This is a genomic window from Bacillus sp. FSL R5-0560 (assembly GCF_037966305.1).
GTDB classification, from domain to species: Bacteria; Bacillota; Bacilli; order Bacillales; family Bacillaceae; genus Bacillus; species Bacillus mojavensis.
Genome location: NZ_CP150195.1, coordinates 2,403,331 through 2,420,700 on the forward strand (window position 1 = coordinate 2,403,331; position 17,370 = coordinate 2,420,700).

Consider the following 17,370-nt stretch of genomic DNA (forward strand, 5'->3'; position numbering starts at 1 on the left):
CTTCACTCCCCATACAAAGCATGGATTGCTTTTTGCTGTGAATGTTGTCTCATTAATGATTCACCGATCAGAACAGCTCGGGCTCCATGTTCCTTAACAAATGTTAAATGTTCTAAAGTACCAATGCCGCTTTCACTGACAAGCAAGCATTCTTTTGGAACGAGGGATGCAATCTGTTTCGTCTGTTCGAGTGAAGTTTCAAATGTTTTTAAGTTTCGATTATTAATACCGAGAATATCAGGGGTGAATACCTTTACTATTTGTTCAAGCGTCGTTTGATCATGAACCTCAACTAACACGTCCATTTCCTTTTCCTTTGCTTCGAGATACAACTCGTGAAGCTGTACGGGATCAAGCACCTCGCCGATTAACAATATGGCATCTGCTCCGATTCTCTTTGATTCCTCCACTTGAATAGAATCAATAATAAAATCTTTTCTCAGCACAGGAATCGTAACAGCACGCTTTACGTCTGATAAATACCTGTTTTCCCCTTGAAAAAACGGAAAGTCAGTTAAAACAGAAAGCGCGTCTGCCTGCGCAGCTTCATAGTCTTTCGCAATCCGCTCCGGAACAAAATCTTCTTTAATGAGCCCTTTTGACGGCGACGCTTTTTTGACTTCGGCAATCAATCCGATAAAACGGTTTGCGTCAGCCAGCGCCTCTTTAAAAGACCGTTTTTCAAAGGGCTGCTCTTCTGGCAGGATAAGAGTTTTGACTTCTTCTTTTTTTTGATTGATTATGTTTTCAAGCATAGATCTCTTCCTCTTTCTGTTTCAGTCTGTCGAGCTGCGCTGCGGCACCTCCGCTTGTAATCGTTTCTAACGCAAGCTCCGTTCCTTCCTTCAGTGTTTCGGCAATACCCGCCGTGTATATCGCAGCGCCGGCATTAAAGGCTGTAATATATAAAGCTGATCGGTTGCTTTTATTTTCAAAAATATTCTGAATCAAATGAGCGCTTTCTGTCGGTGACTGCACCTGTATATCTTCAAGTCTGCCATTTTTGAAGCCGAAGTCCTCGGGTGAAACTGTATATTCCCGGCGCTCTCCATCCTTGATCTCAATCACATCGGTCAGTGATGTAACCGAAAGCTCATCTAAACCGTCACGGCTTGCTGCGAATAGTACATGCTTTGGCTGAAACATTTCCAGTGCGCTTGCCATCAATCCCGCTTTTTCAGCAGAATAGACACCAATCACCTGACGCTTCGCCTGCAAAGGATTGCTGAGCGGTCCGAGCAGATTAAAAATCGTTCTGAATCCGAGCTCTTTTCTTGTGCCCGCTACATGTTTCATGGACGAATGATAAAGCGGTGCAAAGAGAAATCCCATGTTATTTGTTTCAATGCTGACTCTGACTTCTTCAGGTGTGGTTTGGATTGGAATCCCAAGCTCTTCAAGAACGTCGGCGCTTCCACTTTTAGAAGATACGGAGCGATTGCCGTGCTTAGCAATTTTAGCTCCTGCTGCTGAAGCAACGATTGCCGATGCCGTTGAAATGTTAAAGGTAGAGATGCCGTCACCGCCTGTTCCACATGTGTCAACCACATCAGGAAGTCCGTCTACCGTAAGGGCATGTGTCCGCATGGCCTTCACAAAGCCCGCCAGCTCCTCTGCAGTTTCGCCCCGATGAGCCAGGATTGACAATATACCACCCATTTCAGAAGCAGTCATCTCTGCTGTCATCATCATATTCATAAGCGCTTCTGCTTCAACCGCAGTAAGTGTCTTTCCGTCAACGCACGTTTGCAGAAATTGGTTCATCCGCTTCATCCCCCTTGCTACGAAACATGTCTTCAGCAATATGAATTGTTTTCAGCAGTGCGCCCGCTTTGCTGCAGCTTTCCTCATATTCAGCTTCCGGCACAGAATCAGCAACAATACCTGCTCCAGCCTGTATCGATGCCACACCGTTTTTTACGCTCATGGTGCGGATCGTAATACAGGAGTCGATATTCCCGTCAAATCCGATGTAGGCGATGCAGCCGCCATATGTCTCCCTCGGTGTCGGCTCCAGTTCATTTAAAAGCTGCATGGCACGGATTTTTGGGGCCCCGGTTAAAGTTCCCGCGGGAAAAGCCGACATTAGCGCATCGACAGGGTGAACGCCCTCTTTCAGCCTTCCTGTGACGACTGAAATGATGTGCATGACATGTGAAAATGAAACAATCTTTGTGAACTCCGGCACAGCAACCGATCCATACTCCGCCACTCTGCCGATATCGTTTCGAGCTAGATCAACGAGCATATAATGCTCTGCTTTTTCTTTTTCATCTTTCATGAGCTCAATTTTGAGTTTTTCATCTTCCTTTTTGTCTGCGCCTCTTTTTCTTGTCCCGGCAATCGGATGAATTTCCAAATGCCCGTCTTGAACGTGGATTAACCGTTCCGGAGAGCTGCCGACAATCTCTCTGTCCGGGAGTTTTATATAGTACATATAGGGCGAAGGATTGATGATTCGCAGCACTCTGTACAATTCGAAGGAATCTACTGTTATCGGAATCTCAAATTTTTGTGACAGAACACCTTGAAAGATGTCGCCTGCTTTTATATATTCTTTGATCTTTTCTACATCGGCCATAAACGCTGATTTTTCGTAGTTTGAAGATACTGTATCGAAACTAGGTGTCTTATATGACTCAGATGAAAGAAACAGTTCTTGGATGTTTTTTTGATCCATCATCTTATCAATGAGGCCTTGGAGCTCTCGGTGATTTTTATTGAACACAGCAATTTTTTCAGCTTCAGTTTCTTGTCCATTCAATCTGGCATACTGAATAAAGTGGACGTTTTTTGTTTCATGATCATATGCAATTAATGTGCTGCAAACAAACAGCATACACTTTTCAAATTCCGTTTCCTTTCTGTGGCGAGGAACAGATGGTTCAATCATCGGAATCATATCATAGCTTAAATACCCGACAGCTCCGCCGACAAAGGGAATGGCAAGCTCTGGCGTTTTGATTTTGTATGCTGCAGTCATCCAATCCAGAACCTCTTTCAATTCTTTTCCAGTGTAAAGGGATCTGCCATTCTCATCTTGAGCAGTAAAATCATTTTGCTGTTCTTTGATCGTGAGAAATGGCTGAAGGCCGATGAACGAATATCTGGACCAATTTGATGTGTCATCCTTGCTTTCTAGAAGGTAAGTGATCTTCCTGTCCAGCAGCTCGATCATTTGGATAGGTGTCAGTGTGTCAACTGTGAATGTCTCCACAATCGGTATGGTGCGGTAGGACATGCTGTCCTCTAAAAATGCAGAAATGTTTGATTGGAAATTCATTGCTCTCACTCCTTATGGCAAGGAGAATGAGAAGAAGGCATGAGAGGGAAAATCAAGATATAACAAATAAACCCAAAAGAAAGGCTTCTTTTGGGTAGAATAAACATACATGTCTCAGCTCAACTAGACTCATTCTCTGCTACCCTATTCTCTAACTCAACTCATTCACTAAGCTTTATACACACTCTTGTGTATTTCTAAGCTGTTCTTATCGTATTACAATTCATTATTTTTTGTCAATGATAAATCGGGTCTTAATACGACCGCTTTTTCCAAATAGACATGTCTGATTTGATGCTGAGGAACATCAGTCTGAACAGTCATCATGACTCTTATACATTTTTTCAGCCCGCCAGTAACATCCATTTCCTGCATGCATGTCACCGGTACATACTGCCAGCCAGAAAGCTCGCGCACAGCTTTTGCCGGAAAAACAGAGTGCAGGTCAGGCGTCGCCGATAGAAGCATTTGAACAACATCTTCCGGCTTTGTTTTGTTTTCTTCTATCATTTTCTCTAACAGCTGTTTGGTTTTTTGTAAAATTTCTTCTTCAGTGTCCTGTTCTACTGTAGTTGCTCCGCGAATTCCACGAATCATCATGATGTCTCCTCCATTCGCCATTTGTTCAGCCAGCTCTCAAGTTCATCTCTCGAAAACGTATGGTCGGCGACTTTTCCTAACTCTTTGAGAACGATAAATTGAATCATACCGCCGCGGGTTTTTTTATCATTCATCATACGGTCTAAAAGCACGGAAGTTGCCGTTTCTTTTTTTATGCGGCTTGGATAGCCCAGGTTCTTAAACCAGCTGACTAAACGATTTCTGTCCATTTCACAGCCGGCTTCCTGTTCACTTATATATAAAGCAAACTGCATACCGAGTGCTACCGCATCACCATGGGTGATCTGTCCGTAGCCATACTCCGCCTCAACTGCGTGGCCAAGCGTATGCCCAAAGTTAAGAAAGGCTCTGATTCCTTCTTCCTTTTCATCCTGCTGAACGACAGACGCTTTAATCGAAATGCCTTTAAAAATCATATCATTCAGCTGCGCGCTGGTAATATCGTTCAGTGAGTGAATGTCCAGCAGGTCTTTCAGGAATGCTCTGTCATAAATAAAAGCATGTTTAATCACCTCTGCCATCCCAGACCGAAGCTCTTTTTCCGGAAGGGAACGGAGGAAGTCCGTATCGTAGAGCACGGCTTTTGGCTGATAAAATGCGCCGATCATATTTTTCCCAAGCGGATGGTTTACCGCTACTTTTCCTCCGACCGCGCTGTCATGCGCCAAAAGCGTTGTAGGCATTTGAATGAAATCGATGCCGCGCATAAAAGTGGCAGCCACAAATCCAGCAAGATCTCCTACAACACCGCCTCCAAAAGCGATGATGCATGAGGAGCGATCCATATGAAATCGAATCGCTTCACTCTGCAGTTTCGTATACATATCCATTGATTTCGCCTGCTCTCCGCTCGGCACCGTCACTTTTTTGACAGGCCATTTTTCTTCCAGCAGGTGAAGCATTTCATCACCGTACAGGCGATCCACTTCTTCATCGGTAACAAGCATAATGCGTGTGAATGGCCTGTTTAGCGAGGTTAATAGTTCGCAAGCCTTTTTTCTGATTCCTTGTCCGATAAATACAGGATACGAAGAGGAAGCGGTTTGAACATGCAGTGTTCTCATTAAAATTCCCTCGACAGTTTTCTCATATTCTCCACGTTTTCTCTAATGCGGTCAATTTGGTCTAAGCCGAATTGTTCAACAACAGCGTTGGCAATTTCCCATGCAACAGCAGCTTCGGCCACTACACTAGCCGCTGGCACTGCGCAGCTGTCTGAACGTTCAATGCTTGCAGAAAACGGTTCTTTCGTTTCAATATCCACACTTTTCAGCGGTTTATATAATGTCGGAATCGGCTTCATGACTCCGCGGACAACGATTGGCATTCCTGTCGTCATGCCGCCTTCCAAACCGCCAAGTCTGTTCGTAGCACGAGTATATCCTTTTTCTTCGTCCCAAATGATCTCGTCATGAACCTCGCTACCATTTCTCCCGGCCGCTTCAAAACCGATGCCGAATTCCACACCTTTAAATGCATTAATAGATAGTACTGCCGCAGCAAGCTTGCTGTCCAGTTTACGGTCATAATGAACATAGCTGCCCACGCCCACCGGCATTCCTTCAACAATCACTTCCACAATTCCGCCGATGGAATCTCCGTTTGCCTTCGCTTCGTCAATGGCATCCATCATTTTTTTGCCTGCTTCTTCATCGTAGCATCTGACAGGAGACTCTTCAGTCACACGCTTCAAGTCATCAATTGAAGTATAATCCGTTTTTTCAGCCTTAACTGCCCCGATCTGTAATACGTGGCCCGCTACCTTAATGCCAAGTTCAGAAAGGATCTTTTTAGCGACAGCGCCTGCCGCCACTCTTACGGTCGTTTCACGTGCTGAAGAGCGCTCAAGCACATTTCTCATATCACGGTGGTTATATTTAATCGCACCGTTTAAATCTGCGTGTCCCGGTCTCGGTCTGGAAATTTGGCGTTTCATTTCCTTTTCTTCTTCTTCAGTAATCGGAGCCGCACCCATAATTTTAGTCCAGTGTTTCCAATCGTTATTTTCTACCACAAGAGCAATTGGTGAACCAAGTGTGCGGGCATGGCGCACCCCGCTCATAATTTTCGCCTGGTCCTTTTCGATCTGCATGCGGCGCCCGCGGCCATGGCCTTTCTGGCGTCTGGCAAGCTCAAAGTTGATATCTTCCTCAGTTATGTAAAGCCCCGCAGGCACACCTTCAATAATGGTTGTCAATTGGGGGCCGTGTGATTCACCGGCTGTTAAATATCTCATGACTTCTTCTCCCTTCATCGCATTAACGCTTTTAAGTAAAACTACTATAACATATTTTTCGGTAAAAAGTCAGTCTATCTTTTTTGATAAAAGAATGTATCCGCGGGAGAAAGGCCGAATTTCTCAGGATTAAAAATCTGCTCTGTGCTGCCGACAAAGAGAACCCCATTCTTTTTTAAGCTATGTGCCATTTTTAAATACAGTTCTTCCTTTGCGTTTTCTGTAAAATAAATAAAAACATTGCGGCACACAATCAAATCAAAGTCTTGCTCGTAGCGATCCGCAAGCAAATTATGTTTTTGAAACCTAATGTTCTTCTTTATGTCATGTTTCACTTCATAGCTCTTATCAGCGTTTTGAGTAAAATAACGATCCTTCACAGAAGACGGCACTTCTTGCAAAGACCGCTCCTGATACACGCCTTTTTTCGCTTTTTCCAATGCTTTATCATCTATATCAGTGGCCAAAATCTGATAGCCTGGGAGACCTTTCTGCTGATCTAAAATCATTGCGAGCGTATACGGCTCCTCCCCTGTAGAGCATGCCGCGCTCCATATTTTTAAAGGCTTCGAATGTTTGATTAAAGGCAAAATAGCCGTTTCAAGAACTTCCCATCTTTTATAATTACGATAAAATTCTGAAACATTAATCGTCATTCTGTCTAACGTTTCATTTAATAGCACCTGATCCTTTTCTAATGCCGCTGCAAAATCCTTAAAGCTTTGAAAACCTTTTTTCTCATAAAGGGATGTCAGCCTTCTCTTCATTTGCGCTTCTTTGTATAAAGTTAAATCAACTCCGGTTAATTGCTTCCATTTGGTTGTAAATACGCTGTATGTATCCATCTCTTCTCTCCTAGTCTCGCTGTCTTTTGTCCTAGTATAGCTTGTTTTATCAGGAAATTGTATTGTTTCAAATAAAAAAATCAGCTTTTCAGCTGATTTCAGATAATTGGTAAAGACATGGTTGGCCCCCCTGCCGTTTACCCATATATTCAAATCAATGTAAACCTTTACAAAAAAGCCGAAACCAGCGATATGGATATGCCAGTTTCGGCTTTTTCAGCAATGATTAATAGATCCAGCCTGTCATGAGTTGTTGATATGATACTAACTCTTCATCCTTAAAGAAAATATGAATCTCACGCTCAGCGCTTTCAAGAGAATCAGAGCCGTGAATAATATTTTTTCCGACAAACATGCCGAAATCCCCGCGAATGGTGCCTGGCAATGCTTCTTTAGGGTTTGTTTTTCCAATCAGCTGCCTGGTCACTTCAACGACATTTTCGCCTTCCCACACCATCGCAAAAACAGGTCCGGAAGTAATAAACTCAACAAGTTCTCCAAAGAAAGGCTTCCCTTGATGTTCAGCGTAGTGTTTCTCAGCCATTTGTTCGGTTACTCTCATCAGCTTTGCGCCAGCTAATTGTAAGCCCTTACGTTCGAATCTAGATAAAATCTCCCCGATCAGCTGCCGTTGGACACCGTCCGGTTTCACCATGATAAAAGTCTTTTCCATCACATTCTCCACCCCATCATATGTATGTATAGGCTTTCACATTGCACACCGAAATCGTAACATCTTTCAGATAATTAATCAATCCGGGGCGGAGAAATTTCTTAATATCTACAAAAATTTAAAATTTTCTTTTGCCGATATATTTTGCGATGGCTGCAAGAGAAGAACGCGCACGCCCTCTCGGAAGCGTGTTAAGCTTTTGGAAAGCTTTTTGCAAATACATCTCGCTTACTGCCATCGATGCTTCAATTGCATCTGTTTTTTTAATTTCTTCAATAATAGGCGCAAGCTGTTCTTGTGTCGTCTCGCTGTTAATTAACTTAAGCTGATTCTTTAAAGCTGGGTTTTTTAATGCATATAGGACAGGCAATGTAACATTTCCTTGAAGCAAATCGCCTCCAACCGGTTTACCCAGTTCTTCTTCAGTTGAAGTAAAATCAAGAATATCATCAATAATTTGATAAGACATCCCGACATAATATCCAAACCAGTAGAGCGCCTTATGAATCTTTTCTTCAGCTCCAGACGCAATAGCCCCCAGCTGGCAGCTGACAGCGATAAGAAGCGCAGTTTTTCTTTTTATCCGCCGCAGGTATGTTCTGAGATTCTGTTCCATGTTGTATTTGTCTTTGATTTGTTCAATCTCTCCGAGACACACTTCAACAATGGTCTGCGACAAAATCCGGTGAGCTTTCGGCTCATTAATTCTCGTCATCATTTCAAGAGACCCGGCAAGCATATAATCGCCTGTATACATCGCAATCCGGTTATCCCATTTTGCTTTGATCGTCGGCTTTCCTCGGCGAAGCTCCGCATCGTCAATAACATCATCATGAACCAACGATGCCATATGAATCATTTCCAGAGTGACAGCCACATATTTAATCTTATTGATATCGTAATCGCCAAACATGCCGGAAAGCAGAACGAAGACAGGCCGAATCCGTTTGCCTCCTGCCTGCAATAGATGAAGACCCGCCTCGCTCAAAAGCGGATAATCGGAGCGAACGGTTTGTTCAAGCTCCCTTTCAATTACATCAATATCGTCATTTAAAAAAGAGTAGGCCATTTTAAATTTCATATCATTCACCCAACATCTGTGTTTTCATTTCCATCCGATATGCGTGGCAGCGACTCCGCCAGTAAACGAATGATATTTGACATTTTTCAGACCCGCCTCTTCAAACAGGCCTGCCAGTTCCTTCATACCAGGGAATTCTCTGGCTGACTCTTGGAGCCATGAGTATTCTTTATAGCTTTTTGCAAACAGCTTCCCGAAAAACGGCATAATATACTTAAAGTACATAAAATAAGCCTGTTTAAATCCAAACATTTCAGGCTGTGAGGTTTCCAGGCATACCACTTGTCCGCCAGGCTTCACCACACGTCTCATTTCTTTCAGTACAGTCAAATAATCAGGTACATTACGCAGTCCGAAACCAATTGTTACATAATCAAATGTATTATCATCAAAAGGGAGCTCCATTGCATTTCCGTGCAGCAGTTCGATTTGACTGAAGCCGCCGTCTTTTACTTTCTGTTTGCCGACGCTCAGCATGTTTTCGCTGAAATCCAAGCCCTTTATCTCACCGGTTTTGCCGGCTGCTTTTGCAAGAGCAATCGTCCAGTCGGCTGTTCCGCAGCAAACATCGAGAGCTTTGGCGCCTTCTTTTACACCCATAATGCGCATCGTTTTATCACGCCATTTTTTGTGCTGCTGAAAACTGATGACAGAGTTCATTTGGTCGTAGTTTTTATATATTTTTTCAAATACTCCGTGTACCCGCTGTTCTTTTGAGTCCTGCATAATGGTTACCCTTCTTCCACTTTCTGATGATAAGTTTGATCTTGGCTGATTGTTTTCAGGCGGTTTAATAAAATATGTTGAATAGGTGAGCTTAGAGGTAGAAGTGACTCAATGCTGTTCTTTGCTTTTTTAAAACACTCTTCCAGCATCTCTTCTTTTGTTTTCCCCAGCTGTATAACACTGCCGAGCACATCTAAAAATGTATCATTTCCGTTCATAAGCCGCTTATATACAAAAAAATCACTCGATAGTTTCTTCCAGCGCGGGAGATTGAAATGTTCAGACACCCGATGGAATAAAGCTGATTCAACGATGCCGACACTTTCGAAAAAATGGTGTTCGTCCTTTATCGATCGATCATACAGACGAATTTTATGTTCATTGATTTCTTTAATTGCTGTAGCGAGCGTTCTAATCATATAGATATCCTTCATTTCAGAGAGTAATGAATAGTACAGTCCGCTGAAATAATCGCCCGCAAGAACAGTCAATTGGCGGTTCTTGTTTTCGTCTCGTTTTATGACTCTGGCTGTCGTTACTTCATCATGGGTATCAAGGGCGCTTTGTACAAGCATCGCTGTTACAATATAGTTTTCTCTGTCATTGTGTTTTATGTCGGCTTCCTCAAATAATGCATGAAAAAGAAGAAGCTTATCCTCATCAATCTTAGGCGCAGAAATATGCTTCGCTAAATAGGGATGAGACAGCTTTTGTTTTATTTTCGTGTTTAGATTGGCTAAAGTTCCGTAGATGTCTTGCAAAAATATCACCCTTGTCCCCAAATTCACATTTATTTCTAAATCATATGTATGAGTTTTATTTTGTCATAAGATTACGCAGGTATCATTATAGCATAAAAAAAACAAATTGGCTGTATCCACCCGCTGTTTGAGAGCATTTGCTTTGAACAGCGGGGACAGCCAGCTTATTTTTTTTCGCTTTTCATTTCTCCGTATGCGGTTTGAATGAGCGCCTCTCCTCTGACTTTAATGGCAGAAGTATGCTCTGTAAACTGAGCAATGATCACTTCTCCCTTGTCGAGTTTTTCGGAATGGTGAAACTTAGTGTCCGTTCCCCTTGTCAGGCCGATCACATTCACTCCATCCTCAATTGCCTTAATGACGACAAAATCGCTTGAATGCTTTTCGTTCATTTATAGCACCCTCTATCTTTATTAGTCCTGGCGTTTAATATGTTCCAATACTTCTGAACGTGCAGCAGCATCATCTTTGAAAATGCCTCTGACAGCTGAAGTGACTGTTTTGGCGCCCGGCTTTCTTACGCCCCGCATTGTCATGCACATATGTTCCGCTTCAACAACAACCATTACGCCATGCGGATCAAGCGTTTCTACGATGCTTTCTGCAATTGTAGAAGTGATGCGCTCCTGAAGCTGCGGGCGCTTTGCAACTGCCTCAACGGCACGCGCCAATTTGCTGAGCCCTGTGACTTTTCCGCCCCGCGGTATATATGCAACATGTGCTTTTCCGTAAAAAGGAACAAGGTGATGCTCACACATAGAATGAAACGCGATATCTTTTACAAGAACAAGCTCTTCATGGTCTTCCCCGAAGATAGTCTGGAAATGTTCTTTAGGATCTTCATTCAAGCCGGAGAATACTTCGGCATACATCTTTGCGACTCGTTTCGGAGTATCAAGAAGCCCTTCTCTGTTTGGGTCCTCTCCGATCGCTTCTAAAATTTGACGAACAGCTTGTTCGATTTGTTCTTTATTAACTTCTTTCATGTTCTGTGTCCTCCACCAATGAATACATTTAATTTCGATTCTAGCACATATGCCCCGCTAAAAGCAAAGTGAATGCACACGCTCCTAAAAAATGAAAAGCCCCTTAAGAAGGGGCTTTTCTGTGAAGAAATATAGTGTATGTAAGCTAGATGCATACACGATCTATATTCACAATTATTTTCCGGCAACTGCGTCTTTAAGCGCTTTACCTGGTTTGAAAGCAGGTACTTTGCTTGCTGGAATTTCGATTTCTTCACCTGTTTGAGGGTTGCGTCCTTTACGTGCAGAACGTTCACGCACCTCGAAGTTACCAAAACCGATCAGTTGGATTTTATCACCGTTTTTAAGTGCATCTAAGATCGTATCAAAAACAGAGTCAACTGCTTTTGTCGCGTCTTTTTTAGACAATTCGCTTGCTTCCGCAACCGCATTAATAAGTTCTGTTTTGTTCATGCCTTTCACCTCCTCCCAAAAGGAATACTCAGTTCGTTTATTATCATTTCTTCACAGTTCAGTCTGATTCTAAACCTGCCTGAGAAAAAAATCAGACAAGCAAGAGAAAGACAATTAAACGGCTTTTAAGAAAAACTGCACTCCAAGGAAGGTTTGTCCATCAGAGTGAAGAATTTCTGTATGTAGAGTAACACATATAAAAAGCCATATCAAGCATTTTAAAGCGTCAATCCCTTGCTCGTCAAGGATTTAACGTGATTTACCGAACAAATATTCCTTTTTTTCCTTTTTTCATCCTATTCCTTGATCCTTTTCCAATATTAAGAGCAAAGAAAAAAGACCTCCTATTCTATAAAGAGGTCTTCCCGCATTACAGGATAATGGCGATTAAGCCGCCTGATCCTTCGTTTATGATTCTTTCTAATGTTTCTTTTAATTTATATCGTGCGTTTTCAGGCATCAGTGACAGCTTTGCCTGAATCCCTTCTCTCACAATAGAGCTGAGTGATCTGCCAAAAATGTCAGAGTTCCAAATTGAAAGCGGATCATCCTCAAAGTCCTGCATTAAGTAGCGTACCAGTTCCTCGCTTTGTTTTTCAGTTCCGATAATCGGCGCGAATTCGCTTTCGACATCCACTTTGATCATATGGATTGACGGTGCGACAGCTTTCAATCTCACGCCAAACCTGGAGCCTTGCCGTATAATTTCCGGCTCATCCAGACTCATGTCAGTTAAAGCAGGCGCTGCAATGCCGTATCCCGTCTGTTTGACCATTTTTAAGGCGTCAGACACCTGGTCATATTCCGTTTTCGCATGGGCAAAATCCTGCATCAGCTCTAGCAAGTGGTCTCTGCCCCTGATTTCAACGCCTACCACTTCTTTTAAGATTTGATCATATAAATGGTCCGGCGCATACAAATCAATTTCTGCAACCCCTTGGCCGAGCTCAATCCCTGCTAATCCGGCACTTTCAATAAACTCAAACTCGCTGAATTGACCGACAACCCTGTCGACATCACGGAGCCGTTTAATATCCTTAACAGTTTCCTTTACTGACTCCTGATAGCTCTCGCGAAGCCAATGGTTTTCTTTCAGCACCATGACCCAGCTTGGGAGATTTACATTTACTTCAAGCACCGGAAACTCATAAAGAGCCTCTCTGAGAACATTGAGTACATCGTTTTCCCGCATACTTTCTACACTCATTGCCAAAACAGGGATATCGTATTTCTCGCTTAAATCCTGGCGCATCGCCTCTGTTTCCGGGTGATACGGTTTTACTGAGTTAATGACCATAATAAAGGGTTTTCCGACTTCTTTCAGCTCTTCAATGACTCTTTCTTCTGCCTCTATATAGTCACTTCTGGCGATATCACCAATCGTGCCGTCTGTCGTAATGACCACTCCGATGGTCGAATGCTCTTGAATCACCTTCCGCGTTCCGATTTCAGCAGCCTCATGGAACGGGATTGGTTCTTCGTACCAAGGCGTATTAATCATCCGCGGGCCGTTTTCATCCTCGTATCCTTTTGCACCCGGCACTGTGTAGCCTACACAATCTACTAATCTTATATTGACATCGAGTCCGTCTGATACATGAACAGACATCGCCTGATTCGGAACAAATTTAGGCTCTGTAGTCATAATCGTTTTTCCGGCTGCGCTTTGCGGCAGTTCATCCTGCGCACGTGCCCGGTCTGCTTCATTGCTGATATTCGGGAGCACCACAAGCTCCATAAATTTCTTAATAAACGTGGATTTCCCTGTACGGACAGCACCAACGACTCCTAAGTATATATCGCCTCCTGTTCGTTCAGCGATATCCTTGAAAATATCGACCTTTTCCAAGTGATCCCCTCCCGGACTTCCTATCCTTATCAATTTTATTACCCTTTTTCAATCAAACACAGGACACTATATGTGTATGACGTTGTCCTATTTCAATATGACATCTTTAGAAAATTTTTCATCCTTAATCTATTAAAGTATAAGAAAACCTTTCTCCCTATTTGTATGCAAGGGAGAAAGGTTCATTCCTTTTTTATATCATTTTCTAAAAAAACAGGTTCTTGTTTGTCATTAACGGTATATTTCACTGAAAATGCGGGGACGAAAGGCGTCTCTTCCCATATCATGTCCTGTATTTCCGTTCCGGGTTTAAACGTTTTTTTGCTTTTTTTGAGACAGGAAACGAGCTCTGTCCGATAGTCAGCATAAATTTCTCCGTCTCCGTCAATCATAAGCGGCAGGGAATTTCCTGAGATTGGGCTTGTGACAGAAAGAGAGTCAGCCTCCCCTAGTTTTTTCCCATCTAGTGTAAACAAGTCCCGTGCTAATACATCCTGATATGGCGGATATTTATGTTCTTGGCGGTACATTTGAACGCGCAATTTGATATCACGTATTTTTTCTGCCATCTTTACATCAATCAGTTTAACAGTCGGATTGTCCTCTACATCGACAAGCACATATTGATAGTCTCCGCCGCTTTCATATGCCGTGCTTGGAGGTTCGGCCATATATCTCGGCGCTAAACGGTTAAAATCTATCGGATATTTTTGATAAAGCGGTGTTGACATATCTTTTGTTTGAATCGGTAGCAGTCCTCCGTTTGCCTTTTGAAATTCATCAACGGCAGATTGAACCAGCTTTAATTGGTCCTGATATGGAGTGGCTTGTACACTGCTTTTCCGCTCATGTGGATATAAACATCCTGATAAGAAAATCACTGCTACAAAGATCATAGCGCACTTCAGTTTAACCATACAGCACTTCCTTTTACAGCTTTATTCATTAACAGGGCCGCTGAATACCACCACAAAAACAATAATTCCTGAAATCAATACACACATGTAAGCAAACGATGAAACCGTAATCTTCAGAAAACGGTTTCGGCATTTAAAACGGCTTAAATAGATGCATGCTACGGCCAGAAACATCAGCCCCATGGAACCAAGAGCAAACCACATTTTGATCAATGCCAGACTCAAATAAACCGCGCCCCCTCCGACATTTGTTTTGTAAGCGTTATATTTTATTTTAATATACAGGGCTTGAAAAGATCAACCAGATTTTCCATCCTTTGATAGAATAAAAAAACTGAAGCAAAGAGGGGGACTTTGCTTCAGTCAAGTTGACTATATTCACCTACGTTTAAGAAACACTCTCTTGGACTTCGATGCTATAGTATGCGACGTTGCATACAGATGCATCCTCTCTTGCCTAAATCGGCAAAATGTTTCAGGAGATCCCAAGGTCTGGGTATTCTTCTGTGTTTCGGGCTTTCGTGCAATTAGAATATGCGGACTTTTATTCCGTTGCCACTTTTATTTTACTTGGTTATCAAATGTATTCACCAAGTCCTCCATCTCGTGGGTTTTCCCTCTCGCCATTAAGGATTCAACAGCGGTTTCTACCTTTTGTCCATTAAATAGGACTTGATGGAGGGCTTCTGTAATCGGCATTTGCACCTGATATTTTTCTGAAAGCTGGTAAGCCGCTTTTGTCGTGCGCACTCCCTCAACGACCATTCCCATTTCTTCAAGAACGTCCTCAAGCTTGTACCCTTTTCCGAGTAAATTGCCGGCACGCCAGTTTCTGGAGTGAACACTTGTGCACGTAACAATCAGGTCGCCGACACCTGTCAAACCGGAAAACGTTAGCGGATTCCCGCCCATTTTTGTGCCGAGTCTCGCAATTTCAGCAAGACCACGCGTAATCAAAGCAGCCTTGGCATTATCGCCGTATCCTAAGCCGTCTGTGATGCCAGCAGCAAGGGCGATAATATTTTTCAGAGCGCCTCCGATTTCTACACCGATAATATCAGGATTTGTGTACACCCGAAAATTGTGATTTATAAATAGATCCTGCACCTCTTCTGCAGCCTGCATGCTCTTTGAAGAGGAAGTGACGGTTGTCGGATGCCGGAGTCCTACTTCTTCAGCATGGCTCGGCCCGGAGAGCACAACAATGTCCTTTCTGACATCACTCGGGAGCTCAATTTCCATAATTTCAGAAATGCGCAGGAGTGAATCCGGTTCTATCCCCTTACTCACATGAACAAAGACTGCTTTTTTCGTCATAAAAGGCACTGCCTGTCTCAATACTTCCCGAATCGCTTTGGTTGGAACAGCAACTATGATGAAATCTGCGTCTGTAACAGCTTCTTTCATATTTGTTGTCCCTTTCATAGTTGTAGGCAGCTTAACATTAGGCAAATAGTCTTTATTCTCATGCAGCTCATTGATTTGATGTATTAACTCTGCACGGTGAGCCCAAACGCACACTTCATTACCGTTATCGGTTAAAACTAAAGCCAGCGCGGTTCCCCAGCTCCCTGCTCCAAGCATTGTTACTTTTTTCATTTTGATTCACACCTTTTTATTTTCTAGCTCTTGCAAATATTTTGATTGGTGTTCCCTCAAAACCGAACGCGTCTCTGATTCGGTTTTCTAAAAATCGTTCGTATGAAAAATGCATCAGTTCCGGATCGTTTACAAACACAACAAAACTCGGCGGCTTCACCGCAACTTGAGTCGCATAATATATTTTCAAGCGCGACCCGTTATGAGTTGGTGTCGGGTTCATTGCTACAGCATCCATAATGATGTCATTTAAGACATTCGTCTGGACACGAAGTGAGTGATTTTCACTCGCTTTAATGATTGCAGGCATTAGCGTATGAATCCGTTTTGTCGTTAATGCTGACATGAACAGAATCGGTGCATAGTCAAGGAATTGAAAATGATCGCGGATATTTTGTTCAAATTCTTTCATCGTGCTCTCATCTTTATCAACAGCATCCCATTTATTCACTACGATTACGACAGCCTTGCCTGCTTCATGTGCGTATCCCGCGATGCGCTTGTCCTGTTCGATAATGCCTTCCTCACCGTCAAGCACCACCGCAACAACTTCAGAGCGGTCGATGGCTTTCAGTGCCCGTAGCACGCTGTACTTTTCAGTCGTTTCATATACTTTACCTTTTTTTCTCATGCCGGCAGTGTCTACAATGACAAAATCTTGCTGGTTATAAGTAAATGTTGTATCAACGGCATCTCTAGTCGTTCCCGCCACGTTACTCACAATGACACGATCTTCGCCAAGAATCGCGTTTACCAGAGAAGACTTCCCTACATTGGGGCGTCCGATTAGGCAAAATTGAACGACTTCATCATCGTATTTTGTTTCAGGGATGTTTTTGAAATGCTCTGCTGCGGCATCCAATAAATCACCGAGTCCCAGCCCGTGTGTTCCTGAAACCGGATAAGGTTCACCAAAGCCCAACGAATAAAAATCATAAATATTCGCTCTCATTTCTGTGTTATCCAGTTTATTTACCGCTAAAACAACAGGCTTTTTCGTGCGGTACAAAATTTTCGCTACTTCTTCATCAGCAGCTGTCACACCTTCACGACCATTCACCATAAAAATAATGACATCCGCTTCATCCATGGCGATTTCGGCCTGCTCGCGTATCTGTGTTAGAAACGGCTCATCACCGATATCAATACCGCCCGTATCAATCAAATTAAAATCATAATTCAGCCATTCAGCCGAGCTGTATATCCGATCCCTTGTCACACCAGGGGTATCTTCTACTATTGAAATTCTCTCACCCGCAATCCGATTAAAGATTGTGGATTTTCCTACATTCGGTCTCCCGACAATGGCTACGACAGGTTTACCCATAGTACCCTTCCTT

At 43.0% G+C, this 17,370-nt stretch carries 19 protein-coding genes; all 19 read right to left on the reverse strand.

What is annotated here, in order from left to right:
• Positions 1-2: 2 nt before the first annotated feature.
• The 19 genes from trpC to engA all read right to left on the reverse strand — a co-directional run bounded on the left by trpC (position 3) and on the right by engA (position 17,357).
• Positions 3-755 carry an indole-3-glycerol phosphate synthase TrpC gene (gene trpC, locus NST56_RS12660; protein ID WP_339176962.1) on the reverse strand — a complete coding sequence of 251 codons (753 nt, stop codon included), beginning with the start codon at positions 753-755 and terminating at the stop codon, positions 3-5.
• On the reverse strand, positions 748-1,764 hold the full coding sequence (trpD, locus tag NST56_RS12665; RefSeq protein WP_339176964.1) for an anthranilate phosphoribosyltransferase: 1,017 nt from the start codon (positions 1,762-1,764) through the stop codon (positions 748-750). Before trpD ends, trpC begins: the two co-directional genes overlap by 8 nt.
• Positions 1,736-3,283: an anthranilate synthase component I gene (gene trpE / locus NST56_RS12670; RefSeq protein ID WP_339176966.1), complete on the reverse strand. Its 1,548-nt coding sequence runs from the start codon at positions 3,281-3,283 to the stop codon at positions 1,736-1,738. Before trpE ends, trpD begins: the two co-directional genes overlap by 29 nt.
• A 216-nt stretch (positions 3,284-3,499) precedes the next feature.
• On the reverse strand, positions 3,500-3,883 hold the full coding sequence (gene aroH, locus NST56_RS12675; protein ID WP_029441343.1) for a chorismate mutase: 384 nt from the start codon (positions 3,881-3,883) through the stop codon (positions 3,500-3,502).
• Positions 3,880-4,968 (reverse strand): 3-dehydroquinate synthase, encoded by a 1,089-nt coding sequence (aroB, locus tag NST56_RS12680; RefSeq protein ID WP_010334738.1) that lies wholly within the window; start codon positions 4,966-4,968, stop codon positions 3,880-3,882. Before aroB ends, aroH begins: the two co-directional genes overlap by 4 nt.
• Positions 4,968-6,140: a chorismate synthase gene (aroC, locus tag NST56_RS12685; protein WP_268449433.1), complete on the reverse strand. Its 1,173-nt coding sequence runs from the start codon at positions 6,138-6,140 to the stop codon at positions 4,968-4,970. The genes aroB and aroC overlap by 1 nt, the downstream gene beginning before the upstream one ends.
• 74 nt (positions 6,141-6,214) lie before the next feature.
• Positions 6,215-6,985 carry a protein-glutamate O-methyltransferase CheR gene (cheR, locus tag NST56_RS12690; RefSeq protein ID WP_168749454.1) on the reverse strand — a complete coding sequence of 257 codons (771 nt, stop codon included), beginning with the start codon at positions 6,983-6,985 and terminating at the stop codon, positions 6,215-6,217.
• A 226-nt stretch (positions 6,986-7,211) separates the two neighbouring features.
• Entirely contained in the window at positions 7,212-7,661 is a 450-nt protein-coding gene (gene ndk / locus NST56_RS12695; RefSeq protein ID WP_168748134.1) for a nucleoside-diphosphate kinase, read from the reverse strand.
• Positions 7,662-7,776: 115 nt separating this feature from the next.
• Positions 7,777-8,739 (reverse strand): heptaprenyl diphosphate synthase component II, encoded by a 963-nt coding sequence (gene hepT / locus NST56_RS12700; RefSeq protein ID WP_024121868.1) that lies wholly within the window; start codon positions 8,737-8,739, stop codon positions 7,777-7,779.
• Positions 8,740-8,763: 24 nt separating this feature from the next.
• Entirely contained in the window at positions 8,764-9,465 is a 702-nt protein-coding gene (gene menG, locus NST56_RS12705) for a demethylmenaquinone methyltransferase (protein ID WP_029441346.1), read from the reverse strand.
• Between the two features lie 5 nt (positions 9,466-9,470).
• Entirely contained in the window at positions 9,471-10,226 is a 756-nt protein-coding gene (hepS, locus tag NST56_RS12710; protein ID WP_010334743.1) for a heptaprenyl diphosphate synthase component 1, read from the reverse strand.
• A 164-nt stretch (positions 10,227-10,390) separates the two neighbouring features.
• Positions 10,391-10,618: a trp RNA-binding attenuation protein MtrB gene (gene mtrB, locus NST56_RS12715; RefSeq protein ID WP_024121871.1), complete on the reverse strand. Its 228-nt coding sequence runs from the start codon at positions 10,616-10,618 to the stop codon at positions 10,391-10,393.
• A 21-nt stretch (positions 10,619-10,639) separates the two neighbouring features.
• The gene (gene folE / locus NST56_RS12720; RefSeq protein WP_010334745.1) at positions 10,640-11,212 is read right to left on the reverse strand and encodes a GTP cyclohydrolase I FolE; all 573 of its coding nucleotides are present in this window, start codon (positions 11,210-11,212) and stop codon (positions 10,640-10,642) included.
• A gap of 174 nt (positions 11,213-11,386) precedes the next feature.
• Positions 11,387-11,665 carry a non-specific DNA-binding protein Hbs gene (hbs, locus tag NST56_RS12725; protein ID WP_003153447.1) on the reverse strand — a complete coding sequence of 93 codons (279 nt, stop codon included), beginning with the start codon at positions 11,663-11,665 and terminating at the stop codon, positions 11,387-11,389.
• Positions 11,666-12,035: 370 nt separating this feature from the next.
• On the reverse strand, positions 12,036-13,514 hold the full coding sequence (gene spoIVA / locus NST56_RS12730) for a stage IV sporulation protein A (RefSeq protein WP_010334746.1): 1,479 nt from the start codon (positions 13,512-13,514) through the stop codon (positions 12,036-12,038).
• 182 nt (positions 13,515-13,696) lie between these two features.
• Positions 13,697-14,431 carry a hypothetical protein gene (locus NST56_RS12735; RefSeq protein WP_168748136.1) on the reverse strand — a complete coding sequence of 245 codons (735 nt, stop codon included), beginning with the start codon at positions 14,429-14,431 and terminating at the stop codon, positions 13,697-13,699.
• A gap of 21 nt (positions 14,432-14,452) precedes the next feature.
• Complete coding sequence (locus NST56_RS12740) at positions 14,453-14,656, reverse strand: DUF2768 domain-containing protein (protein WP_010334748.1); 204 nt, start codon at positions 14,654-14,656, stop codon at positions 14,453-14,455.
• Positions 14,657-14,992: 336 nt separating this feature from the next.
• On the reverse strand, positions 14,993-16,030 hold the full coding sequence (locus NST56_RS12745; protein WP_268505045.1) for an NAD(P)H-dependent glycerol-3-phosphate dehydrogenase: 1,038 nt from the start codon (positions 16,028-16,030) through the stop codon (positions 14,993-14,995).
• 16 nt (positions 16,031-16,046) lie between these two features.
• Entirely contained in the window at positions 16,047-17,357 is a 1,311-nt protein-coding gene (gene engA, locus NST56_RS12750) for a ribosome-associated GTPase EngA (protein WP_010334750.1), read from the reverse strand.
• Positions 17,358-17,370 lie beyond the last annotated feature (13 nt).

Bases quoted from the DNA above. Each gene is read 5' to 3' on its own strand.
- trpD (WP_339176964.1), bottom strand. From the start codon at position 1,764: ATGAACCAATTTCTGCAAACGTGCGTTGACGGAAAGACACTTACTGCG.
- trpC (WP_339176962.1), bottom strand. From the start codon at position 755: ATGCTTGAAAACATAATCAATCAAAAAAAAGAAGAAGTCAAAACTCTT.
- hepT (WP_024121868.1), bottom strand. From the start codon at position 8,739: ATGAAATTTAAAATGGCCTACTCTTTTTTAAATGACGATATTGATGTA.
- NST56_RS12735 (WP_168748136.1), bottom strand. From the start codon at position 14,431: ATGGTTAAACTGAAGTGCGCTATGATCTTTGTAGCAGTGATTTTCTTA.
- trpE (WP_339176966.1), bottom strand. From the start codon at position 3,283: ATGAATTTCCAATCAAACATTTCTGCATTTTTAGAGGACAGCATGTCC.
- engA (WP_010334750.1), bottom strand. From the start codon at position 17,357: ATGGGTAAACCTGTCGTAGCCATTGTCGGGAGACCGAATGTAGGAAAA.
- NST56_RS12745 (WP_268505045.1), bottom strand. From the start codon at position 16,030: ATGAAAAAAGTAACAATGCTTGGAGCAGGGAGCTGGGGAACCGCGCTG.
- aroH (WP_029441343.1), bottom strand. From the start codon at position 3,883: ATGATGATTCGTGGAATTCGCGGAGCAACTACAGTAGAACAGGACACT.
- mtrB (WP_024121871.1), bottom strand. From the start codon at position 10,618: ATGAACGAAAAGCATTCAAGCGATTTTGTCGTCATTAAGGCAATTGAG.
- aroC (WP_268449433.1), bottom strand. From the start codon at position 6,140: ATGAGATATTTAACAGCCGGTGAATCACACGGCCCCCAATTGACAACC.
- folE (WP_010334745.1), bottom strand. From the start codon at position 11,212: ATGAAAGAAGTTAATAAAGAACAAATCGAACAAGCTGTTCGTCAAATT.
- hbs (WP_003153447.1), bottom strand. From the start codon at position 11,665: ATGAACAAAACAGAACTTATTAATGCGGTTGCGGAAGCAAGCGAATTG.
- aroB (WP_010334738.1), bottom strand. From the start codon at position 4,968: ATGAGAACACTGCATGTTCAAACCGCTTCCTCTTCGTATCCTGTATTT.
- menG (WP_029441346.1), bottom strand. From the start codon at position 9,465: ATGCAGGACTCAAAAGAACAGCGGGTACACGGAGTATTTGAAAAAATA.
- cheR (WP_168749454.1), bottom strand. From the start codon at position 6,985: ATGGATACATACAGCGTATTTACAACCAAATGGAAGCAATTAACCGGA.